The 17,882-nt window shown below is 72.7% G+C and carries 17 protein-coding genes; 5 read left to right on the top strand and 12 right to left on the bottom strand.

All coding sequences use genetic code 11. The annotated features are described in order from the left end of the window. From HYV93_24125 to HYV93_24095, 7 genes are all read right to left on the bottom strand, one after another. Positions 1-1,251 (bottom strand): AMP-binding protein (locus tag HYV93_24125; GenBank protein MBI2529059.1); only part of this gene is annotated, 1,251 nt, incomplete at its 3' end. Positions 1,252-1,255: 4 nt separating this feature from the next. Continuing rightward, the gene (locus tag HYV93_24120; protein ID MBI2529058.1) at positions 1,256-2,215 is read right to left on the bottom strand and encodes a TAXI family TRAP transporter solute-binding subunit; all 960 of its coding nucleotides are present in this window, start codon (positions 2,213-2,215) and stop codon (positions 1,256-1,258) included. 30 nt (positions 2,216-2,245) lie between these two features. After that, the gene (locus HYV93_24115) at positions 2,246-4,417 is read right to left on the bottom strand and encodes a TRAP transporter permease (GenBank protein MBI2529057.1); all 2,172 of its coding nucleotides are present in this window, start codon (positions 4,415-4,417) and stop codon (positions 2,246-2,248) included. Next, positions 4,414-4,860 (bottom strand): MaoC family dehydratase N-terminal domain-containing protein, encoded by a 447-nt coding sequence (locus HYV93_24110; GenBank protein ID MBI2529056.1) that lies wholly within the window; start codon positions 4,858-4,860, stop codon positions 4,414-4,416. The genes HYV93_24115 and HYV93_24110 overlap by 4 nt, the downstream gene beginning before the upstream one ends. Positions 4,861-4,865: 5 nt before the next feature. After that, entirely contained in the window at positions 4,866-5,264 is a 399-nt protein-coding gene (locus tag HYV93_24105; protein ID MBI2529055.1) for a RidA family protein, read from the bottom strand. Next, a complete protein-coding gene (locus tag HYV93_24100; GenBank protein ID MBI2529054.1) occupies positions 5,261-5,710 on the bottom strand; it encodes a MaoC family dehydratase N-terminal domain-containing protein in 450 nt (149 codons plus the stop codon). Before HYV93_24100 ends, HYV93_24105 begins: the two co-directional genes overlap by 4 nt. Before the next feature lie 4 nt (positions 5,711-5,714). After that, on the bottom strand, positions 5,715-6,338 hold the full coding sequence (locus HYV93_24095) for a TetR/AcrR family transcriptional regulator (GenBank protein MBI2529053.1): 624 nt from the start codon (positions 6,336-6,338) through the stop codon (positions 5,715-5,717). A 113-nt stretch (positions 6,339-6,451) separates the two neighbouring features. Between HYV93_24095 and HYV93_24090 the strand changes: the two genes are divergently transcribed. After that, positions 6,452-6,880, top strand: a complete 429-nt coding sequence (locus HYV93_24090) for a hypothetical protein (GenBank protein MBI2529052.1) — start codon at positions 6,452-6,454, stop codon at positions 6,878-6,880. A gap of 45 nt (positions 6,881-6,925) precedes the next feature. On the opposite strand, the gene HYV93_24085 is transcribed toward HYV93_24090, so the two are convergent. Both HYV93_24085 and HYV93_24080 read right to left on the bottom strand, forming a co-directional pair. After that, on the bottom strand, positions 6,926-8,962 hold the full coding sequence (locus tag HYV93_24085) for a hydantoinase/oxoprolinase family protein (GenBank protein ID MBI2529051.1): 2,037 nt from the start codon (positions 8,960-8,962) through the stop codon (positions 6,926-6,928). A gap of 3 nt (positions 8,963-8,965) precedes the next feature. Beyond that, positions 8,966-10,747 (bottom strand): hydantoinase B/oxoprolinase family protein, encoded by a 1,782-nt coding sequence (locus HYV93_24080; GenBank protein ID MBI2529050.1) that lies wholly within the window; start codon positions 10,745-10,747, stop codon positions 8,966-8,968. Between the two features lie 244 nt (positions 10,748-10,991). On the opposite strand from HYV93_24080, the gene HYV93_24075 reads away from it, so the two are divergent. The 4 genes from HYV93_24075 to HYV93_24060 all read left to right on the top strand — a co-directional run bounded on the left by HYV93_24075 (position 10,992) and on the right by HYV93_24060 (position 15,131). After that, positions 10,992-11,333, top strand: a complete 342-nt coding sequence (locus HYV93_24075) for a DUF2007 domain-containing protein (protein MBI2529049.1) — start codon at positions 10,992-10,994, stop codon at positions 11,331-11,333. Between the two features lie 81 nt (positions 11,334-11,414). Further along, the gene (locus tag HYV93_24070) at positions 11,415-12,272 is read left to right on the top strand and encodes a xanthine dehydrogenase family protein subunit M (protein MBI2529048.1); all 858 of its coding nucleotides are present in this window, start codon (positions 11,415-11,417) and stop codon (positions 12,270-12,272) included. A 1-nt stretch (position 12,273) separates the two neighbouring features. Further along, positions 12,274-12,759 (top strand): (2Fe-2S)-binding protein, encoded by a 486-nt coding sequence (locus HYV93_24065; GenBank protein MBI2529047.1) that lies wholly within the window; start codon positions 12,274-12,276, stop codon positions 12,757-12,759. After that, complete coding sequence (locus HYV93_24060; GenBank protein MBI2529046.1) at positions 12,756-15,131, top strand: xanthine dehydrogenase family protein; 2,376 nt, start codon at positions 12,756-12,758, stop codon at positions 15,129-15,131. Before HYV93_24065 ends, HYV93_24060 begins: the two co-directional genes overlap by 4 nt. Before the next feature lie 178 nt (positions 15,132-15,309). On the opposite strand, the gene HYV93_24055 is transcribed toward HYV93_24060, so the two are convergent. Genes HYV93_24055 through HYV93_24045 form a run of 3 tightly spaced genes read right to left on the bottom strand, consistent with a single transcriptional unit; the run spans position 15,310 to position 17,878 of the window. Next, on the bottom strand, positions 15,310-16,089 hold the full coding sequence (locus HYV93_24055) for an enoyl-CoA hydratase/isomerase family protein (GenBank protein MBI2529045.1): 780 nt from the start codon (positions 16,087-16,089) through the stop codon (positions 15,310-15,312). A gap of 11 nt (positions 16,090-16,100) precedes the next feature. Further along, positions 16,101-16,880 carry a TatD family hydrolase gene (locus tag HYV93_24050; GenBank protein MBI2529044.1) on the bottom strand — a complete coding sequence of 260 codons (780 nt, stop codon included), beginning with the start codon at positions 16,878-16,880 and terminating at the stop codon, positions 16,101-16,103. Between the two features lie 11 nt (positions 16,881-16,891). Further along, a complete protein-coding gene (locus HYV93_24045) occupies positions 16,892-17,878 on the bottom strand; it encodes a DUF2914 domain-containing protein (GenBank protein MBI2529043.1) in 987 nt (328 codons plus the stop codon). Between the last annotated feature and the right edge of the window lie 4 nt (positions 17,879-17,882).

Genomic DNA, 17,882 nt, shown 5'->3' with positions numbered 1-17,882 from the left:
GACGACTGCCGCCTCCTGCACGGCCGGGTGCATGTAGAGCACGCGCTCGACCTCGGCAGGATAGACTTTGAGCCCGCCCGTGATGATCATCTCCTTCCTCCTCCCCACGATGTAGAGGAAGCCGTCCTCGTCGAAGCGGCCGAGGTCGCCGGGGCAGAACCAGTCGCCCTGGAGCGCGGCGGCCGTCGCCTCGGGGTTACGGAAGTACTCCGTCATCACCGCGGGGCCGCGCGAGAGGATCTCGCCCTCCTCCCCGAGCCGGAGCTCCTTGCCGAAGACGCTGAGCCCGACGGAGTCCCCCTTGACGGCCTGGAGCCAGGGCGGCAGCACCGTGATGCCGCCGGACTCCGTCGAGGAGTAGAACTGGTAGAGGTTCGGGGTGACCTGCTCGAGGACTCCGCGCCGCGTCTCCGGCGGCAGGGCCGCCCCGCTCGAGATGAGGCAGCGGAGGCTCGATGTCTCGGCCTCCGCCACCCCGGCCGTGGCCAGCAGGCGGCGGAGCATCGTGGGGACCATGAAGCAGGTCGTGACGCGCTCGCGCGCAATCGTCGTGAGAGTGCGGTCCGCGTCGAAGTCGGGATCGATGAGCACGGTGCCGCCGCGGATGAGATGGGCGAGGGCAAAGGCGCGCCCGCCGCCCTGGGCCAGCGGCGTGTTGGACAGGAAGGTGTCGGCGGGGCCGATCCCGAAGTCGAAGGCGTAGATGGGCATGCGCCAGAGCATGGAGCGGTGGCTGAGAACGATGCCCTTCGGGAGCCCCGAGGTCCCCGAGGTGCAGCCGATCACGAAGGGCGCCTCCATGGGGACGGGCCGGAGGGCCTCCCCGGCGTCGGCTCGCGCCAGGAGCGCCTCGTAATCCGCCTCCAGGCACAGCCGCGGCCCGTCGATGGCGGGAAGCAGCGGGCGCGTGGCCTCCTCGTAGAGCACGGCCCGCGGCTCGTAGAGGTCCACGGCATGCCGGATCTCGTCCGGGCGCCACCGGTGGTCCACGGGCGCCGCGACGATCCCCGCCTTCGCCGCCGCCAGGAGCGCCTCGAGGTGCTCCAGCCGATCCGCCAGGAGCAGCAGCAGCCGATCGCCGGGCCGGAGCCCGAGGCCCGTGAGAGCATGGGCCAGCCGGTTCACGCGCTCGTCGAGCGCCCGGTAGCTGAGCGCGCGGCGGCCCTGCCGGACCGCGAGCTTGCCGGGCTCCCGCCGCGCGGCCCAGACGAGGCCATGGGCGACGTTCCAGGCGCTGTGCGCGGAGTCCATCCGCCTACTTCACGCCCTTCTCGTCGTAGTAGCGCTTGGCGCCCGGGTGGACGGCGATGGGGTTGTCCAGGAGCGCCGTCTCGAGCCGGATCTCGCTGGCGCCGGCGAAGAGGCCGCGCATGTCCGGCATGTGCTTGACCATGGCCGCCGTGAGGCGGTAGACGAAATCCTCGGACAGGTCGCGGCTCGCCACCAGGTGGGACATGTAGGCGACGGTCTGGATGTCCTCGTCCTGGCCCTTGTAGGTGCCCTTCGGGATCGTCGCCCGGCCGATGCCGGGCAGGGCCCGGATCACCTTCGCGCGGGCCTCCTCGGAGGCGTTGAGCACGCGGATGCCCGGGCTCTGGGCCAGCTCCATCGCCATCCCGTAGGGGACGGGCCCCGTGAGCATCGCGACGTCGAGCTGTCCGTCCTGGAGCATCCGGACCACGTCGGAGTAGGCGACTGGGTTGGGAATGCCGCCCGCCTTGCGGATGTCGTCGGGGGTGATGCCCTGCGCCTTGAGCATCTCGGTCATGAGGACGTGGTGAAGCGTGCCCACCTTGCCCACGTAGACGCGGTAGCCGCGCTTGGCGATGTCGGCGAAGGAGCGGATGTCGCTCCGCGCCGAGGCCACGTAGTGGATGTAGCCCCGGTAGAGCGACATCACGTGGCGCACCTTGTCGAGGGGCTGCGGGAAGTGGGCGATCCCGTTGACGCCCTGGTAGGACGTCATGGAGATCGATAGCCCCACCTGCGCCGCGCCCGACTGGATGTTCTTGAGGTTCAGGTCGGAGCCGCCCGGGATGGAGCTCGCCTTGACCCCGGGGAACTCCTTGTTGATCACGTCGGCGATCTTGGCCGCCATGATCGGGAAGGTTCCGACACCCCCGCCCACGGTGATGAACTGCGGATCGGCGGCGGGGGCGGCGGGCGCCAGGCAGAGCGTCAGGGCCAGGGCCAGCGGGAGGATTCGGTGAGTCATGATGGGTTCCTTTCTCGTCTCCGGACGGCGCTAGGCGGCCGGCTGGGGGGCGGGCCGCCGGAAGCACGCGACGGTCCCGAAGGCGAGGGTCAGGGTGAGCGCGAGGAAGACGTTGAACGAGAGGATGTGCATGTGACGGAAGCCGGTCCACACGAAGACCGCGCCCACGACGGCCAGGACGGCCCAGCCCCGGAGCCATTCCCCGGCCCCGGGCCGCGCCGCACGCGCCGCGGCCGGCGCCGCCATCTCCTGCACCAGCTTGGCCTCGGCCAGCCGCACCAGCCGGCGCGCCGGCCACCACCGGTCGACCCGCGCGACGGCGGCGGAGCGCGCAGTGCCGGGGGCCGCCGCCGCGCGGGTCGGCACCCCCAGCTTGTGGAGCACGGCCACCGCCGCGAACAGCGCCAGCGCCAGCGCGTCGGCGCGGACATTGGGCCAGACGAAGAGCACCGCCGCCGCCAGGAGCGCCACGCGCTCCAGCGGGGTCGCGCGCCGGAAGAGCCAGCCCTGCACGGCGCCCGCCAGACACACCGTGGCCACCACCGCGCGCGCCGCGGCCAGCGCGATGCCGGCGGGGCTCCCCTGGAGCATCAGCTCCGGGTTGTAGACGAAGAGGTAGGGGATCAGGAACGCGGCGATGCCGATCCGCATGGCCGCGAAGCCGGTCTCCCAGAGCCCCGCCCGGGCGATGGCCGCCGCCGCGAAGGACGCCAGCGCCACCGGCGGCGTGATCCCCGAGATCGAGGAGAAGTAGAAGGCGAACAGGTGGGCCCCCAGCGTGTCGGCCCCCATCGTGACGAGCGCCGGGATCACGAAGGTGGCGAGCACGATGTAGTCGGCCGTCGTGGTGAGCCCCATGCCCAGGATGAACGAGGCGAGCATGGTGAGGATGAGAGCGAGCCAGAGTTGGCCCTGCGCGACCGTGAGCACCAGCTCGGAGAAGCGGTGGCCGACGCCCGAGAGGAAGATGGCCCCGATGATGAGCCCCGCCGAGGCGCAGGCGATGGCCACGGGCACCACGCCCCGCGCGCTCTCCTCCAGCGCCTCCACGACATCGCGGGGCCGGAGCCGCGTGCGCGCCGACACGAACGACAGGCCGAACACCGCCGCGATCCCCCACGTGGCCGCGTACCCCACCGAGTAGCCCTCGCTGAGCAGCCAGAACACGAAGCCCAGCGGCAGGAGCAGGTGGCCGCCCTCGCGCAGCGCGGGCCAGAGATGCGGCCGGTCCTCGCGCGGGATGGCGCGGAGCCCGAGCCTGCGCGCCTCGAAGTGGACCATCAGGTAGACGGACAGGAAGTAGAGGATGGCCGGGACGAGGGCCGCGATGGCGACCTTCCAGTAGGCGACGCCCACGATCTCCGCCAGGACGAATGCCGTGACGCCCATGACCGGCGGCATGATCTGGCCGCCGGACGAGGCCACGGCCTCGACGGCGCCCGCGAAGTGGGCCGGGTAGCCGAGCCGCTTCATCAGCGGGATGGTGAAGGTGCCCGAGCCCACCACGTTCGCCACCGCGCTGCCGGTGTAGGTGCCCTCGAAGGCGCTCGCCACCACCGCCGCCTTGGCCGGCCCGCCCACCTGCTGCCCCGTCAGCGTGAGCGCCAGGCTCATGAAGAAGTCGAGGGCCCGCGATTTCTGGAGGAGCTGGCCGAAGATGATGAAGAGCACGATGTAGCTGGCGGAGGCGGCCACCGGGATGCCGAAGACCCCGTCGTCCCCCAGGAAGAGCGCATTGGTGACCACGCGCCAGTGGTGCGGCGGCCCGTAGAGGATCCCGGGGAACACGTCGCCGTGGATGGCGTTGACGATGAAGAACCCCGCCACGGCCAGCATGGCGAGCCCCACCGCGCGCCGCGTGGCCTCCAGCAGCACCAGGAGGTACAGGGTGCCCACGGCGAGGTCCGCCGTCGTGAGCTGGCCCGTGCGCAGCCAGAGCCCCTGGGGGTCGCGCAGGATGTAGACGTGGAGCGCCGCCACCAGCGCCACGAGCCCCAGGTCCAGCGCCGCGCTCCCCGCCGGGGCCCGCCGCGCGAGTCTCCGCGAGCACGGGAACAGGAGGAACGCCAGGCTCATGGCGAAGCCCACGTGGGTCGCGCGAAAGACCTGCGCTTCCGGCTGGCCGAAGTACCCCGCATAGAGGTGGAAGGCCGCCATGGACACGCCCAGGCCGTAGATGATCCAGGCCCTGTGGCGCGTCATCCGGCTCCGCCACGACGCCGGATGAGCGTCGTCTTGTCGATCTGGAACACCGTCTCGTCCCGCTGGTTCAGGACGTGGTCCCGGAAGACGACGATCCCCCGGCCGGGGTCGGAGGTCTCCCGCTTCGAGACCACCTCCACCTCGGTGCGGATCGTGTCGCCCGCGCGCACCGGCCCGAGGAACCGCCCGCGATCCACGGACAGGAGCGCAATGATCGTGTGGCGAAAGAGGCTCTCGGTCATGCCCGTCGACACCGACATGGTGAAGGCGCTCGGCGCGATCCGCCCGCCGTAGGGCGTGCGCCGGGCGGCCTCCTCGTCGATGAAGAGCGGCACGTGGTAGCCCACGAAGGCGCAGAAGAGCGACAGGTCGCCCTCGGTGACCGTCCGCCCGTAGGTGGGATAGCGCTTGCCGACCTCGAACTCTTCCCAGGAGAGGGACATGCCGGTCAGCCCTCGAGCGCGGCCACGGCGGAGATCTCGATCACCGCGCCGTCGCGCAGCAGTCCGGCGACGAGGACGCCCGTGGAGGTGGGCTGCGCGCCCTTGAAGAACTCCCGCCGGACGGCCGCCGTCGCCTTGTAGTTCTCGGTGGTCGTGATGTAGTCCACGGTCTGCACGATGTCCGCGCAGGATCCGCCGGCCGCGTTGAGCAGCCGCTCGAACTTCCGGAAGATCTGCCTCGTCTGCTCCACGATGTCGCCGGGCGCCACGATGCGGTTGTCCTCGTCCGTGCCCGTGGTCCCGGAGATGAACACGAGGTTGCCGACCCGGAGCGCCGGCACATAGGTGTACCGGGCCGGCCAGCTCTTCCCGGCCGTGATGGCCTCGCGCGCGTGCGGCGTCATGCGCCCTCCTCGGGGGTGCTCGTCCGGCTGGGCGGCTCGAGCACCCGGTAGACGTGGAACCCCTCCAGCACCACCTCGCCCCGCTGGTTGACCAGCGCCGTCGTGAAGCGCACGAAGCGCCGCGCGCCCTCGCGCCACACCCGCTCCACCGTCAGCCGGGGTGCGATGGTGTCCCCGACGGTCACCGGCTTGAGGAATCGGCTGCCCTGCTCGACGAAGACGAACCCGTCGATCCGGTGGGTCGCCGCCGAGGCGCCGAGCGCGGTCAGGGAGGCGAGCAGGAGCCCGTGCGCCAGAGGCTTGCCGAAGCGCGTCCCCCGCGCATACTCCACGTCGTAGTGGATCGGGTGGTTGTCCCCGGTGAGGCCGGAGAAGAAGAGGAAGTGCGCGTCGGTCAGGGTCTTGGAGGGACTCGTGAAGACCTCCCCGGGCTTGAGCTCGGTCATGCCATCACACCTCCAGCCCGGTGACGAGGAAGTCGGCGAAGGCCTCGGCGATCGCCGCCGGCGACAGCGCGCCCCGGGGGTCGTACCACTTGGGAATCCAGTTGATCGCGCCCAGGATGGCGAAGCCGGCCAGCCGCGCGTCCAGCTTCCGGAACTCGCGCCGCCGCATGCCCGCACGGATCAGCTGCCGCACGCCGCGCTCGAAGCGGTCGCGCATGGCGACGTATCGCCGTCGCTGCAGCGGGCTCAGTGACTCGAGGTCGGTCAGCAGGACCGCCCCGTAGACCTCGTCGGTGATGGCGCGGATGTGCCGGGTGAGCAGGCGCCGCAGCCGCGTGCCCGGGGGCTCCGCGCTCCGGCGGACGTCCTCCAGCGCCTGCAGGCTCAGGCGCATGCAGGCCACGTGGCACCCATAGAGCAGGTCCTGCTTGTTCCTGAAGTAGTAGTAGAGATTGCCCTTGGTCATGCCGAGCCGGTCGGCGATGTCCTGCACGGTGAGGGAGGCGAGCCCGCGCTCCCGGAGGGCGAGGCCGAGGCTCCTGAAGATCTCGGTGCGCCGCGCCTCCCAGCTCGCGCGGCGCCTCCAGGCCAGTCTCGTGGCGGAGGGTGTGGGGCGGTTCTTGACCATGGGTTCAAATTGGACGGCACGTGCACCATGCGCTGACGGCTCCGCCCTGTCAAGGGGGATGCGACGCCGCCCCGGCCGGCCCCGGGCGCCTGGCGGGGCGCCCTTGAGGACCGATCCCGGAATGGGTACGATCCCGACAACGACGTGACCCGGGAGGGAGCGGACATGACCCACGACGGCATCGTGGCGCTGATCCGGCGCGCGGGCGGCAGCACGATCGGCAGCCTCTTTCGCGCCCGCGCGCGGCTTGCGCCCGGCGCCGTCGCCATCGACGACGGGGCGCGGCAGCTCACCTTCGCCGCGCTCGACGAGCGGGTGATGCCAGGTGGGGCGAGGTGCCCGTCGCGTTCGTGGCACGCAAGGACAGGAGCCTCAGCGAGGAGGAGCTGCTCCGCCGCTGTCGCGACGAGCTGGCGGGCTACAAGCAGCCCAAGCAGATCCACTTCGTGCGGGTGGAGGACCTGCCGCGCAGCACCACCGGGAAGATCCAGCGCCACGAGATCGAGGGCTGGATCGAGCGAGGCCAGATCCCGCGCGAGTGAGCGTGCGCCGCAGACCGGAGGCCTCCGGGCCGACCGCCGCTGGCATCACAGCGACACGTCGAGCCAGCCGAGCGGGGTGACCACGGCGCGGTCGCGGGGGCGCAGGAGCACGGTGGTCGTGGCCGTCTCCACCACGGCGGGCCCCGGCACGGCCTGGCCGGCGGCGAGCGCGTCGAGATCGTAGACCGGCGCCTCGACCCAGCGGCCGAGGTGGATGCGCCGCCGGGCCACCGGGCTCGCCGGGCCCCGCGGCGGCAGCGACGGCTCCTCGGGCAGCGCCGGGAGCTCGCCCACCACGGCCAGACGCGCATTGACGAGGACGGGCTCCTGGTCCGGCAGGCTGTAGGTGTAGAGCTCCTCGTGGCGGCGGTGAAAGCGCTCGACCACCTGCGCCATGAGAGCGGGCGCGGCCAGGTCCACGCCGTCGAGCGGCACCGTCACCTCGAAGACCTGCTCGCCGTAGCGCATGTCCACCGCCCGCTCGATGCGGACGCCGCCGTGAAAGGCCGCGCCGAGGCGCCGGCGGCCTTCGGCCTCCATGGCGCCGAAGAGGCGGCGCAGCGCCGAGGCGCTCACGCGCCTGACGTCACCCACGTGGGTGCGCACGATCTCGAAGCGGAGGTCGGTGGCGAGCATGCCCCAGGCCGAGAGCACGGCCGCCACCCGGGGCACCACCACGCGCCCGATGTCGAGCTGGCGCGCGACCTCCGTGGCATGCAGCCCCGCCGCCCCGCCGAAGGCCAGGAGTGCGAAGCGGCGGGGATCCACGCCGCGCCGCACCGAGACCAGGCGGATCCCCTCGGCCATGCGCGTGTTGACCACCGCGTGCACGCCCGCGGCCGCGGCGATCGGGTCGGTGCCGAGCCGGGCGGCGAGCCGCTCCACAGCTCGCCCGGCGGCGGCCGCGTCGAGCCGCGCCCGGCCGCCCAGGAAGTTGCCCGCATCGAGATAGCCCAGCACGAGGTTGGCGTCGGTGACGGTCGCGTCGCTGCCCCCCTCGCCGTAGCAGGCCGGGCCCGGCTCGGCCCCCGCGCTCTGCGGCCCCACCTGCAGGATGCCGCCGGCGTCCACCCAGGCGATGGAGCCGCCCCCCGCCCCCAGGCTCACGATGTCGAGACTGGGCAGCGCGACCCGGTGCCCGGCGACGCCGCGGTCCGCGGCCAGCTGGGCGCGGCCGCCGACCACGAGCGAGATGTCGGTGCTGGTGCCGCCCATGTCGAAGGGGATGAGATCGTCGGTCCCGAGCAGCCGGGCGCAGTAGCGGCTGCCCGCCACCCCGCCGGCCGGTCCCGACAGCACCGCGCCCGCCGCCAGCCGCACCGCCTCGGTGATGGGCACCACCCCGCCATGCGATTGCATGATGAGCACGGGACCGCGGTAGCCCGCTCCGGCCAGGCGGCCGCGCAGCCGCGAGAGATAGCGCGACAGCGCCGGGCCCACATAGGCATTCACCACCGTGGTCGACACGCGCTCGTACTCCTTGATCTGCGGCAGCACTCGCGAGGACAGGGACACGTAGACCCCCGGCAAGGCGCGGGCCAGCATCTCGGCGGTGGCGGCCTCGTGGCGACCGTCGCGGTAGGCGTGGAGATAGCACACCGCCACCGCCTCGACGCCCTCGCGCCTGAGCCGTTCCACCGCGCGGCCGAGCGAGCGAAGGTCGAGGCCCACCGCCACGCCCCCGTCGGCCCGCAGCCGCTCGCGCACGCCGAGCCGCCGGGCCCGTGGCACCAGGGGCTCGGGCGCGGCCATGCGGAGGTTGTAGCGGTCGGGCTTGAGGCCCTCCCGCATCTCGATCACGTCGCGATGCCCTTCCGTCGTGAGGAGACCGACCCGGGCGCCCTTGCGCTCGAGGAGGGCGTTGGTGGCCGCCGTCGTGCCGTGGACGATGCGCTCGGTCCCGGCGAGGAGGGGCGCGGGCGCCGTGCCGAGGGCCGCGGCCAGCGCCGCGATCCCGTCCATGACGCCGAGGGACGGATCGGCCGGCGTGGAGGCAGCCTTGGCCAGGGTGACCCGCCCGGCATCGTCCACGGCAACCATGTCGGTGAAGGTGCCGCCGACGTCGATCCCGATGCGGTACACGAGCTAGTTGTCTTTCGGGCCGGGGGGGAGCGCTGCGCTGCTCCTCCTCCGGGCCCCCCCATCGCGTTCCGTGCTCGCGCGCTTCCCCTTCGCTGGCACGCTGCGCCGTGGCCTTCGGAGCGTGTGCCGCCCGCCGTCCTTCGTCACGAAGCCGTTGTTCACGTCGGAATCGCGCGCGGCGGGGTTGCGCCGGCGCGGGTCGCCCCAGCCGCCGCCGCCGGCCGACTCGACGTGGATCACGTCGCCCGGATGGATGGGGATGCCGACCTCCTTGGCCTTCAGCACGCGATCGGGGCGCCCCTTCGAGCGCAGGATGTAGCGATGCGGCAGCCCGTCGGCGCCGCCGAAGAGGCCGCAGGCGCCGTGCCGCACGCCGTCGCCGGCGGTATTGGCCTGGGCGGGCCGGGCGATCTCGACGCGAAGCTCCATGGAGGCGCCGGGGCCGCCGCGATACCGGCCGTCGCCGCCCGAGCCTGGGCGGAACTCGTGGCGCTGGAAGAAGAGCGGGAAGCGCACCTCGGTGACCTCCAGGCTGCCGAACTTGATGCCGCCCGCCGCCTGCCACTCGCCCACCGTGGGCCAGCCGTCCCCCGCCGAGGAGGCGCCACCGCCGGGGCGCGCCTGGAACATGTGCCAGATGAAGGGGCGCCCCGTGCGCGGGTCCTCGCCGGAGATCGCGATGCGGAAGCGCCGGCCCCAGCCGGCCATGGCGCGCTGGGGACAGGCCCGCGACAGCGCCGTGATCACCGCCTCCATGATCTCCTGGGCGCAGTGGTTGGTGCAGAGCGTGACGGGGGCCGGGGGATTGGCCCAGACCACGGTGCCCGGCCGGGCGATCACGGTGAGGGGGCGGAAGGCACCGTCGTTCTTCGGCGTCTCCGGGTCCATGAGATAGGCCAGCGCCATGCACACCGCCGCCCGCATGTTCGGGTACGACGAGTTGATGAACCCGGTGACCTGGGGATGCGAGTCGGAGAGATCCACGGTGAGAGCGCTGCCGCGCTTGGTCACCCGGGCGCGGATCCGGATGTCCTCGGCGCCGTGCCCGTCGTCGTCGATGATCGCCTCGCCGCGATACACGCCATCCTTCCAGCCGGCGATGCAGGCCCGCGCCTGCCGCTCGGCGCCGTCGAGCACGCCCTCCACCGCGTCCAGCGCCAGCGCCTCGCCGTACTCCGCCACGAGCGCCAGCATCCGTCGCTCGCCCACACGGGCCGAGCCGATCATGGCCGCGAGGTCTCCGCGGAAGTCGCGCGGGTGGCGCACGTTGGTCGCGATCATCTGGAGCACGTCCTCCCGCACCTGGCCCCGGTCGTAGAGCTTGAGCGGGGGGATGCGGACACCCTCCTGCCAGATCTCCGTGGCACCGGGGTTGTAGGCCCCGTGGGTGGCGCCGCCGATGTCGCTCTGGTGCGAGCGGTTGACGGACCAGAAGACGTGGCGCGCGCCCGCGAAGACGGGAACGAAGGCGGTGAGGTCGGGCAGGTGGTTGTTGCCGTGATAGGGGTCGTTGAGGAGGTAGACGTCGCCGGGTTGCACCGTGTCCCCGAAGACGTCGCGCACGGCGCGCACCGCCCAGGGCAGCGCCCCCACGTGAATGGGGACGTGCTCGGCCTGGGCGATGAGCCGCCCGTCGGGGTCCAGGATGGCCGTGGAGAAGTCCCGGCTCGAGTTGAGGATCTGCGAGTACGAGGTCCGCAGCATGGCCTCGCCCATCTCCTCGACGATGGCCCGGAGCCGGTGCTGCACGATGGACACGGTGACGGGATCGATCCCTTCGCCCACGGCGCCCTCCTCCTCGTTGCTCGGCGGCGTTCGTCCGGTGGTCGATCATACTATGCCGAGTGCGACCCGCCCGCGCCCCCCGCAGCCGAGGATCCTCGGCGCTCTTGTGAGCCTGCACCCTGCACCCACGGCGTGGGGATGGAATCTCGACGGGAGGGCAAGGCGCCAGGGAGGTGGCGACGTCCGTGCCGCCGGCGGGCCGAGACCGACCCGCATCAGGGCCGGCCGTGCTAGCATGGCCGCCATGGGGCGCCGCGCGAAGGTCATCCGCCTCCAGGTCGGCCCGCGGCCACCGACGCCCGCGCCGGCGGCGGACGAGCCGGCGGCGGGCGGGCTCGTCGAGGTACGCCGCTGCCGCGATCAGGCCGAGGCCCTGGTGGTCCGCGCGCTGCTGGATAGCGAGGGCATCGCCTCCGTCCTGCGCGGCCACCTCGTGCAGTCGCTCCACCCGTTCAGCGTCGGAGACCAGGCCGAGGTGACCGTGCTCGTCCCGGCGCCGGAGGGGCCCCGGGCGCGGGAAGTCCTCGGCCCCCCGCCGGGGCGCCCGGACGGGCGCAGCATCCCCCGCCCCCGATCACGCCGCTGACAGCCAGCCGCCGATTCCGGCCCGCAGGAGCTCAGCGGTACCGGGCCCCATGATCCCGTCACGTCACAGGGGAGGGCATCCGTGAAACCCGCGCCATTCGCTTACCACCGGCCGGCGTCGATGACCGAGGCCTTCGACCTGATGGAGCGCTACGGGCCCGGGGGGCGCCTCCTGGCTGGAGGCCAGAGCCTGGTCCCCGCCCTGAACATGCGGCTGGCCACCCCCGCCGCGGTCATCGACATCAACCGCCTGCCCGGGCTGGACGGCATCCGGGTCACCCCGGAGGGCCTCGTCATCGGCGCCCTCTGCCGTCACGCGGCCGTCGAGCGCTCCCCGCTCGTGGCGCGGCATGCCCCGCTGGTGGCCCAGGCCATGCCCCATATCGGGCACCTGGCGATCCGCGCCCGGGGCACGGTCGGGGGCAGCATCGCCCTCGCCGACCCGGCCGCCGAGCTGCCGGCCTGCCTGGTGGCCCTCGATGCCACCGTGCGTGCGGCGCGCCGGGGCGGCACTCGCGACATCGCCGCCGCGGCCTTCTTCCTCGGCATCTACACGACGGCGCTCGGGCCCGGCGAGATCGTCACCGAGGTGGTCATCCCCCGGCCTCGGGAGGGGTGGCGCTCCCATTTCGGGGAGCTGGCCCGGCGGGCGGGGGACTATGCCCTGGTGGGGCTGGCCATCAATAGCCGCGTCGAAGGCGATGTGCTGCTGGAGCCGCGGCTCGTGTTCACCGGCGTGGGGCCGACGCCGGCACGGGCCGCCGGGGCGGAGGGGGCCCTGGCCGGCCGCCGACCCGACCCGCCCGCCATCGCCGGGGCGGGCCGGGCCCTGGATGCCGATCTGGATCCGCCCGCCGACGTGCACGCCTCGGCGGCGCTCCGCCGCCAGCTGGCCCGCGTCCTCCTCGCCCGCGGCCTCCGCGGCCTCATGGAGAGCTGACATGGACGTCTCGGTCGAGCTTGCGCTGACGGTCAACGGGGTGCCCGTGCGGCGACGGGTCGAGCCCCGCCAGAGCCTCGCGGACTTCCTGCGCTACGAGCTCGAGCTCACGGGCTCCCATGTCGGCTGCGAGCACGGCGCCTGCGGCGCCTGCACGGTGCGGGTGGACGGGACGCCGGTCCGCGGCTGCCTCATGCTCGCCGTGCAGGCCGACGGCTCCCGCGTGGAGACCATCGAGGGAATCGCGGCAAGTGGCGAGCTGGCCGATCTCCAGCGCGCCTTCGCCGAGGAGAACGCGCTGCAATGCGGATTCTGCACCCCGGGGATGCTCCTCACGGCGCAGGAGATCCTGCGCCGGAATCCGCGGGCCGGCGACGTCGAGATCCGAGAGGGCCTGTCGGGGAACTACTGCCGGTGCACCGGCTATCACGCCATCGTCCAGGCCGTCCTCAGGGCGGGAGGCGTGCGGGAAAAGGGACAGCCATGAGCGACACGCCTGCCCGGATCACCGAGAGAGAGAGCTACATCGGCCGGAGCGTCGTCCGTCCCCAGACGGCGCGGCTCCTGGCCGGGCGCGGCGTCTTCACGGACGACGTGACGCTGCCGCGCATGACGCATGTGGCCTTCGTGCGGAGTCCGCATGCCCACGCCCGCATCGGGGCCATCGACACCGCGGCCGCGCGCGCGCTGCCCGGCGTCATCGCGGTCGTGACCGGCGTGGAGCTGGCGCGCGTCTGCGACGGCTGGGTGGGCACCCTCGCGCACTTCCAGGGCATGAAGTCGGCGAAGCAGCACGCCCTCGCCATCGGGAAAGCCGCCTGGCAGGGCGAGCCCGTGGTGGCGGTGGTCGCCGAGAGCCGCGCCATCGCCGAGGACGGCGTCGGCCGCGTGGCCGTCGAGTGGGAGCCCCTGCCCGCCGTGACGGAGCCGGAAACCGCACTGGATCCGGCCACGCCCCTGATCCACCCCGAGCTGGGCGACAACCTCGTCTTCAGCCTCGAGCTCAAGGCGGGCGACGTGGAGGAGGCCTTCCGCCAGGCCGACGCCGTCTACACCGACACCTTCCGCATGGGCCGGCACACGGCGGTCACCGTCGAGCCCCGGACCATCCTCGCCGACTTCGACCCGGCGGAGCAGCAGCTGACGGTCTATCACGCCTTCCAGGCGCCCCACATGATGCAGGACATCCTGGCGCGGCACCTGCGCCTGCCCGAGCACCACGTGCGGGTGATCTGCCGGGACGTGGGCGGGAGCTTCGGGCTCAAGGTCCACATCTATCCCGACGAGGTCGCCGCCTGCGCGCTGGCCGTCCTGCTGGGGCGCCCCGTGAAGTTCACGGCCGACCGGGTGGAGTCCTTCGTGAGCGACATCCACGCGCGCGACCATCGGGTACGGGCCGAGGTCGCCGTGAAGCGCGACGGCACCATCCTCGGCATGCGCGTGGACGATCTCACGGGCATCGGCCCCTACTCCGTGTACCCGCGCACCAGCGCCGTCGAGGGCAACCAGACGGTGCGGCTCACGCCGGCGCTCTACCGCTTCCGCCACTACGCGGCCCGGCTCAGCGTGGTGCTCCAGAACAAGACGCCCATGTGCCAGTACCGCGCCGTCGGCCACCCCGTGGCCTTCGCCGTCATGGAAGGGATGGTGGACCGCGTGGCCCGCGAGCTCGGACTCGACCCCGTGGAGGTCCGGCGCCGGAATCTCGTGACCCAGGACATGTACCCCCACACGACGCAGACCGGGTACTTCTTCGAGCGGCTCTCCCTCGAGGAGTGCCTGGACAGTCTCCTGGAGCTGGCCGACTACCGGCGGCTCTGTGCCGAGCGCGATGCCCTGCGGGCGCGCGGGACCTACCGCGGGCTCGGCCTCTGCGGCTTCGTCGAGCTCACCACCCCGGGGCCGGCGTTCTACGGCGTCGGCGGCGCCAGGATCTCCTCCCAGGACGGCTGCACCATCAGGTTCGAGCCCTCGGGGACCTTGACCTGCATGACCGGCGTCACCGAGCAGGGGCAGGGCACCGACACGATGATCGCCCAGGTGGTCGCGACGGCGGTCGGGGTCCCCATGGAACACGTGCGCGTCCTCACCGGGGACACCATGGTGACACCCTATGGCGGCGGAACCTGGGCCTCCCGGGGGGCCGGCATCGGCGGGGAAGCGGCGCTCCTGTCCGGCAAGGCCCTCAAGGAGAACATCCTGAAGGTGGCCGCCGCCATCCTGGGCGGGGAGCCGATGGACCTGGACGTGCGCCGCGGGGCCGTCGTCGACGCCGACACGGGCGAGGTGCGCCTGCCGCTGGCGGAGGTGGGGCGCATCGCCTACTTCCGGCCCGACACCCTCCCCAAGGATTTCCAGTCCGAGCTGACCGTGACCAGGCACTACGTGCCGCGCCACCAGGGCTTCGCCTTCACCAACGGGATCCAGCTCTCCCACGTCGAGGTGGACATGGAGACGGGCTTCGTGCGCCTCCTCAAGCACTGGGTGGTGGAGGACTGCGGCCGCATCATCAACCCGCGGCTGGTGGACGAGCAGCTGCGCGGCGCCATCGTCCAGGGCATCGGCGCCGCCCTCTGGGAGCACTGCGTGTACGACGACCAGGGACAGCTCCGCAACGGCACCCTCATGGACTACCTCGTCCCCATGGCCCCCGAGATCCCGGACATCGTGGTGGGCCACGTGGAGACGCCCACGGCCTATTCCGAGGGGGGCTTCAAGGGGGCCGGCGAGGCGGGGACGGCGGGGGCGCCGGGGGCGGTGCTCAACGCGGTCAACGACGCCCTCGCCCCCTTCGGCGCGCGGCTCACCGCCCAGCCCATCACGCCGGGCGACGTCCTCACCGCCCTCGGCAAGCTCTAAGGACTCCTGCGGATTACCGTTACGCCGGGGGCCGGCAGGCGGGGGAGGGGGCGCTCTCCCCGGAACCGTGGCTTCTGCGTGTTGCCGGAGCCGGACACTGCCATCTCGTGGCCCGTTCCGAGCGGGCGCATCGCGTGACGAGGCAGCGTGTTCCGGGGAGAGCGCCCCCTCCCCTGCCTCAGCGGTAGAACGTGTCGGGGCTCGGCTTGTCCTTGGCGTTGAAGGCGCGCCCCATCTCCTTGGCCTCGGCCGTGTGGTAGTAGTTCGCCACCAGGTGGTCGATGGCCATGCGACTCAGGCCCGTGACGCCGTTGTGGCGGGCGTGGAAGGCGGCCTTGAGCGCCGCCAGGGCCTGCGGCCCGCGCTGCTTCAGCTCCTCGCACAGCGCCTCGGTGCGGGCCCGCAGCTCGGCGTGCGGCACCACCTCGTTGACCAGGCCCAGGGCCTGGGCTTCCTTGGCGCTGTACTTGCGGTTCAGGTACCAGATCTCCCGGGCCCGCTTGCGTCCCACGGCATCCTCCAGGTACCAGGTCCCGAAGCCCGCGTCGTAGGAGCCCATCATGGGACCTACCTGGCGGAAGCTCGCTTGCTCGCTGGCCACCGTGAGGTCGCACATGTTGGCCAGCACGTTGCCGCCGCCCACCGCGAAGCCGTTGACCATGGCGATCACCGGCACCGGCATCAAGTCGATGAGCGTGTAGAGGTCCACCACGGGCGGCACGTTGTGGTAGTGCAGCAGGCCGTCGTTGGCCTCCTTCTCGCCGCCGAGGCAGAAGAAGCGGTCGCCGGCGCCGGTGAGGACCACGACGCGTACCTGCGTGTCGTTGCGCGCCTCGTTGAGCGCCTGGATCAGCTCGATCACCGTCTGCCGGCGGAAGGTGTTGCCCTTGTCGGGCCGGTTGATGGTGACCCACGCGATGCTGCTCTTCACCTCGTACAGCACGTCCGCGTACGCCATGATGAGACCCCCTAGGAGAGTGAGAGGTGGTACAGCCCTGCGGCATTCTGCGTGAGCGTCTCGCCCAGCGCCGCCGGATCGGCGCCCCGGAGCCCGGCGATGTGCCCGGCGGTGAGCGCGACCCATGCCGGCTCGTTTCTCCGGCCGCGGTGCGGGTGCGGCGGCAGGTACGGGCAGTCGGTCTCCACCACGAGCCGGTCCTCCGGCACGAAGCGGGCGACCTCCGGCAAGGCGCGCGCGTTCTTGTAGGTCACGGGGCCCGCCAGCGAGATCAGGAGCCCCAGGTCGAGGCACCGCCGGGCGATCCCCACGTCGCCCGAGAAGCAGTGCATCACCCCGCCGATGTCGGCCACGCGCTCCTCGGCGAGGATCCGGAGCACCTCGGCGTGGGCGTCGCGGCAGTGGACAGCGACGGGCTTGCCGAGGGCTCGGGCCAGCGCGATCTGCCGCCGGAAGACTCGCTCCTGCGCATCGCGGGGCGAGAGGTCGCGGAAGAAGTCGAGCCCCATCTCGCCGAGCGCCACCACCTTGGCGGACCCCCGGGCGAGGCGCTCCATCGCGTCGAAGTCGGCCTCCGTCGCCGCGCCGGCGTCGTGGGGGTGGATGCCCACCGTGGCGTACACGTCGGGCTCCCGCGCGGCCAGCGCCACCACCGCGGCGTTGGTGTCGCGGTCGGTGCCGATCGTGACGATCGCGCGCAACCCGGCGTGACGGGCCCGCGCGAGGACCATGTCCAGGTCCTCGGCGAACTCGGGGAAGTGCAGGTGCGCGTGGGTGTCGACGAGCGTCATCGGCGCTCCATTCATGGCGTCACCGTGAAGCGCAAGCGGCCGATGAGCTGGCCCGAGGCCGTCATGACGTCGACGGCGTAGCGGCCCGCGAGCGGCGGCGTGAGGTCCGTACGGCGCGACCATGTCCGGAAGCCCTCGGCGCGGCCGCCCTGCACCGGCGACAGCCGGATGCGCGCCAGCACCCGCCCGTCGCGCCTCCACACGTGCTCGATGGCCTGGCTGAGCCCGACCGGCGCATGCACGGCCGTGTAGGCCACGAGGCCGCCCCAGCCCACGACGGTGGCCGCCCGCACCGCCCCCCGCGCCTCGTCCACGGGCTCGAGCCGCGACACCTCGCGGGCCACCGCCGCGCGCGCGAGGAAGAGCGGGGCCGGCGGCACGAGCCCCCGCCCCAGCCAGACGGCCAGGGCGGCCACGAGGGCCAGCGCCGCGGCCCGGAGATAGGCCCGTCGCCACCTGGCCGCCCCGGGACGCCTCAGGGTCGGCGACAGCGACAGCGCGGCCAGCGCGGCGCCGCCCTCGAGGGCGATGATCGGCCGCACACTCACGAGGGGCAACGCGACATTGAGCGCGGCGAACACCGAGAAGCCCAGGAGCGCGGTCTTCAGCCATCGCCGCGGCGGCACGAGCGCGCGATACCACGGGTCCACCGCCGTGACGAGCGCCGCGGCGGCCACCCCCGCGAGGAACAGCGCGTTCACCGAGGTCAGGGTTGCGCTCGCATAGTAGGCCGGAAGGACGAAGAGCAGCAGGTTGTGGTAGAGGGTCTGGATCGTGTACTCGGCGGCCTGGAGCGCGAGGCGCCGGCCACGCGTCCCGACGGGCGCCTGCACCTCGGCCACGACGGCGACGATCAGCCAGAGGAGGATCAGGTAGCCGACGATCCAGCCCACGTGCGGCAGGCCGCGCCGGAAGACGAAGAGCGTGGCGAGCCCCAGGAGGAGCGAGGCCACGGAGGCGCCCCAGCGCCCGAGCCACGACGGGATCACGGAGCACACGCGG

The sequence above is a fragment of the Candidatus Rokuibacteriota bacterium genome (assembly GCA_016188005.1).
Lineage (GTDB): Bacteria > Methylomirabilota > Methylomirabilia > Rokubacteriales > CSP1-6 > UBA12499.
This window is presented reverse-complemented; position numbering and strand designations above follow the sequence as displayed.

Bases quoted from the DNA above. Each gene is read 5' to 3' on its own strand.
- HYV93_24105 (MBI2529055.1), bottom strand. From the start codon at position 5,264: ATGACGCCGCACGCGCGCGAGGCCATCACGGCCGGGAAGAGCTGGCCG.
- HYV93_24050 (MBI2529044.1), bottom strand. From the start codon at position 16,880: ATGACGCTCGTCGACACCCACGCGCACCTGCACTTCCCCGAGTTCGCC.
- HYV93_24055 (MBI2529045.1), bottom strand. From the start codon at position 16,089: ATGGCGTACGCGGACGTGCTGTACGAGGTGAAGAGCAGCATCGCGTGG.
- HYV93_24110 (MBI2529056.1), bottom strand. From the start codon at position 4,860: ATGTCCCTCTCCTGGGAAGAGTTCGAGGTCGGCAAGCGCTATCCCACC.
- HYV93_24100 (MBI2529054.1), bottom strand. From the start codon at position 5,710: ATGACCGAGCTCAAGCCCGGGGAGGTCTTCACGAGTCCCTCCAAGACC.
- HYV93_24065 (MBI2529047.1), top strand. From the start codon at position 12,274: ATGGACGTCTCGGTCGAGCTTGCGCTGACGGTCAACGGGGTGCCCGTG.
- HYV93_24060 (MBI2529046.1), top strand. From the start codon at position 12,756: ATGAGCGACACGCCTGCCCGGATCACCGAGAGAGAGAGCTACATCGGC.
- HYV93_24115 (MBI2529057.1), bottom strand. From the start codon at position 4,417: ATGACGCGCCACAGGGCCTGGATCATCTACGGCCTGGGCGTGTCCATG.
- HYV93_24095 (MBI2529053.1), bottom strand. From the start codon at position 6,338: ATGGTCAAGAACCGCCCCACACCCTCCGCCACGAGACTGGCCTGGAGG.
- HYV93_24120 (MBI2529058.1), bottom strand. From the start codon at position 2,215: ATGACTCACCGAATCCTCCCGCTGGCCCTGGCCCTGACGCTCTGCCTG.
- HYV93_24075 (MBI2529049.1), top strand. From the start codon at position 10,992: ATGGGGCGCCGCGCGAAGGTCATCCGCCTCCAGGTCGGCCCGCGGCCA.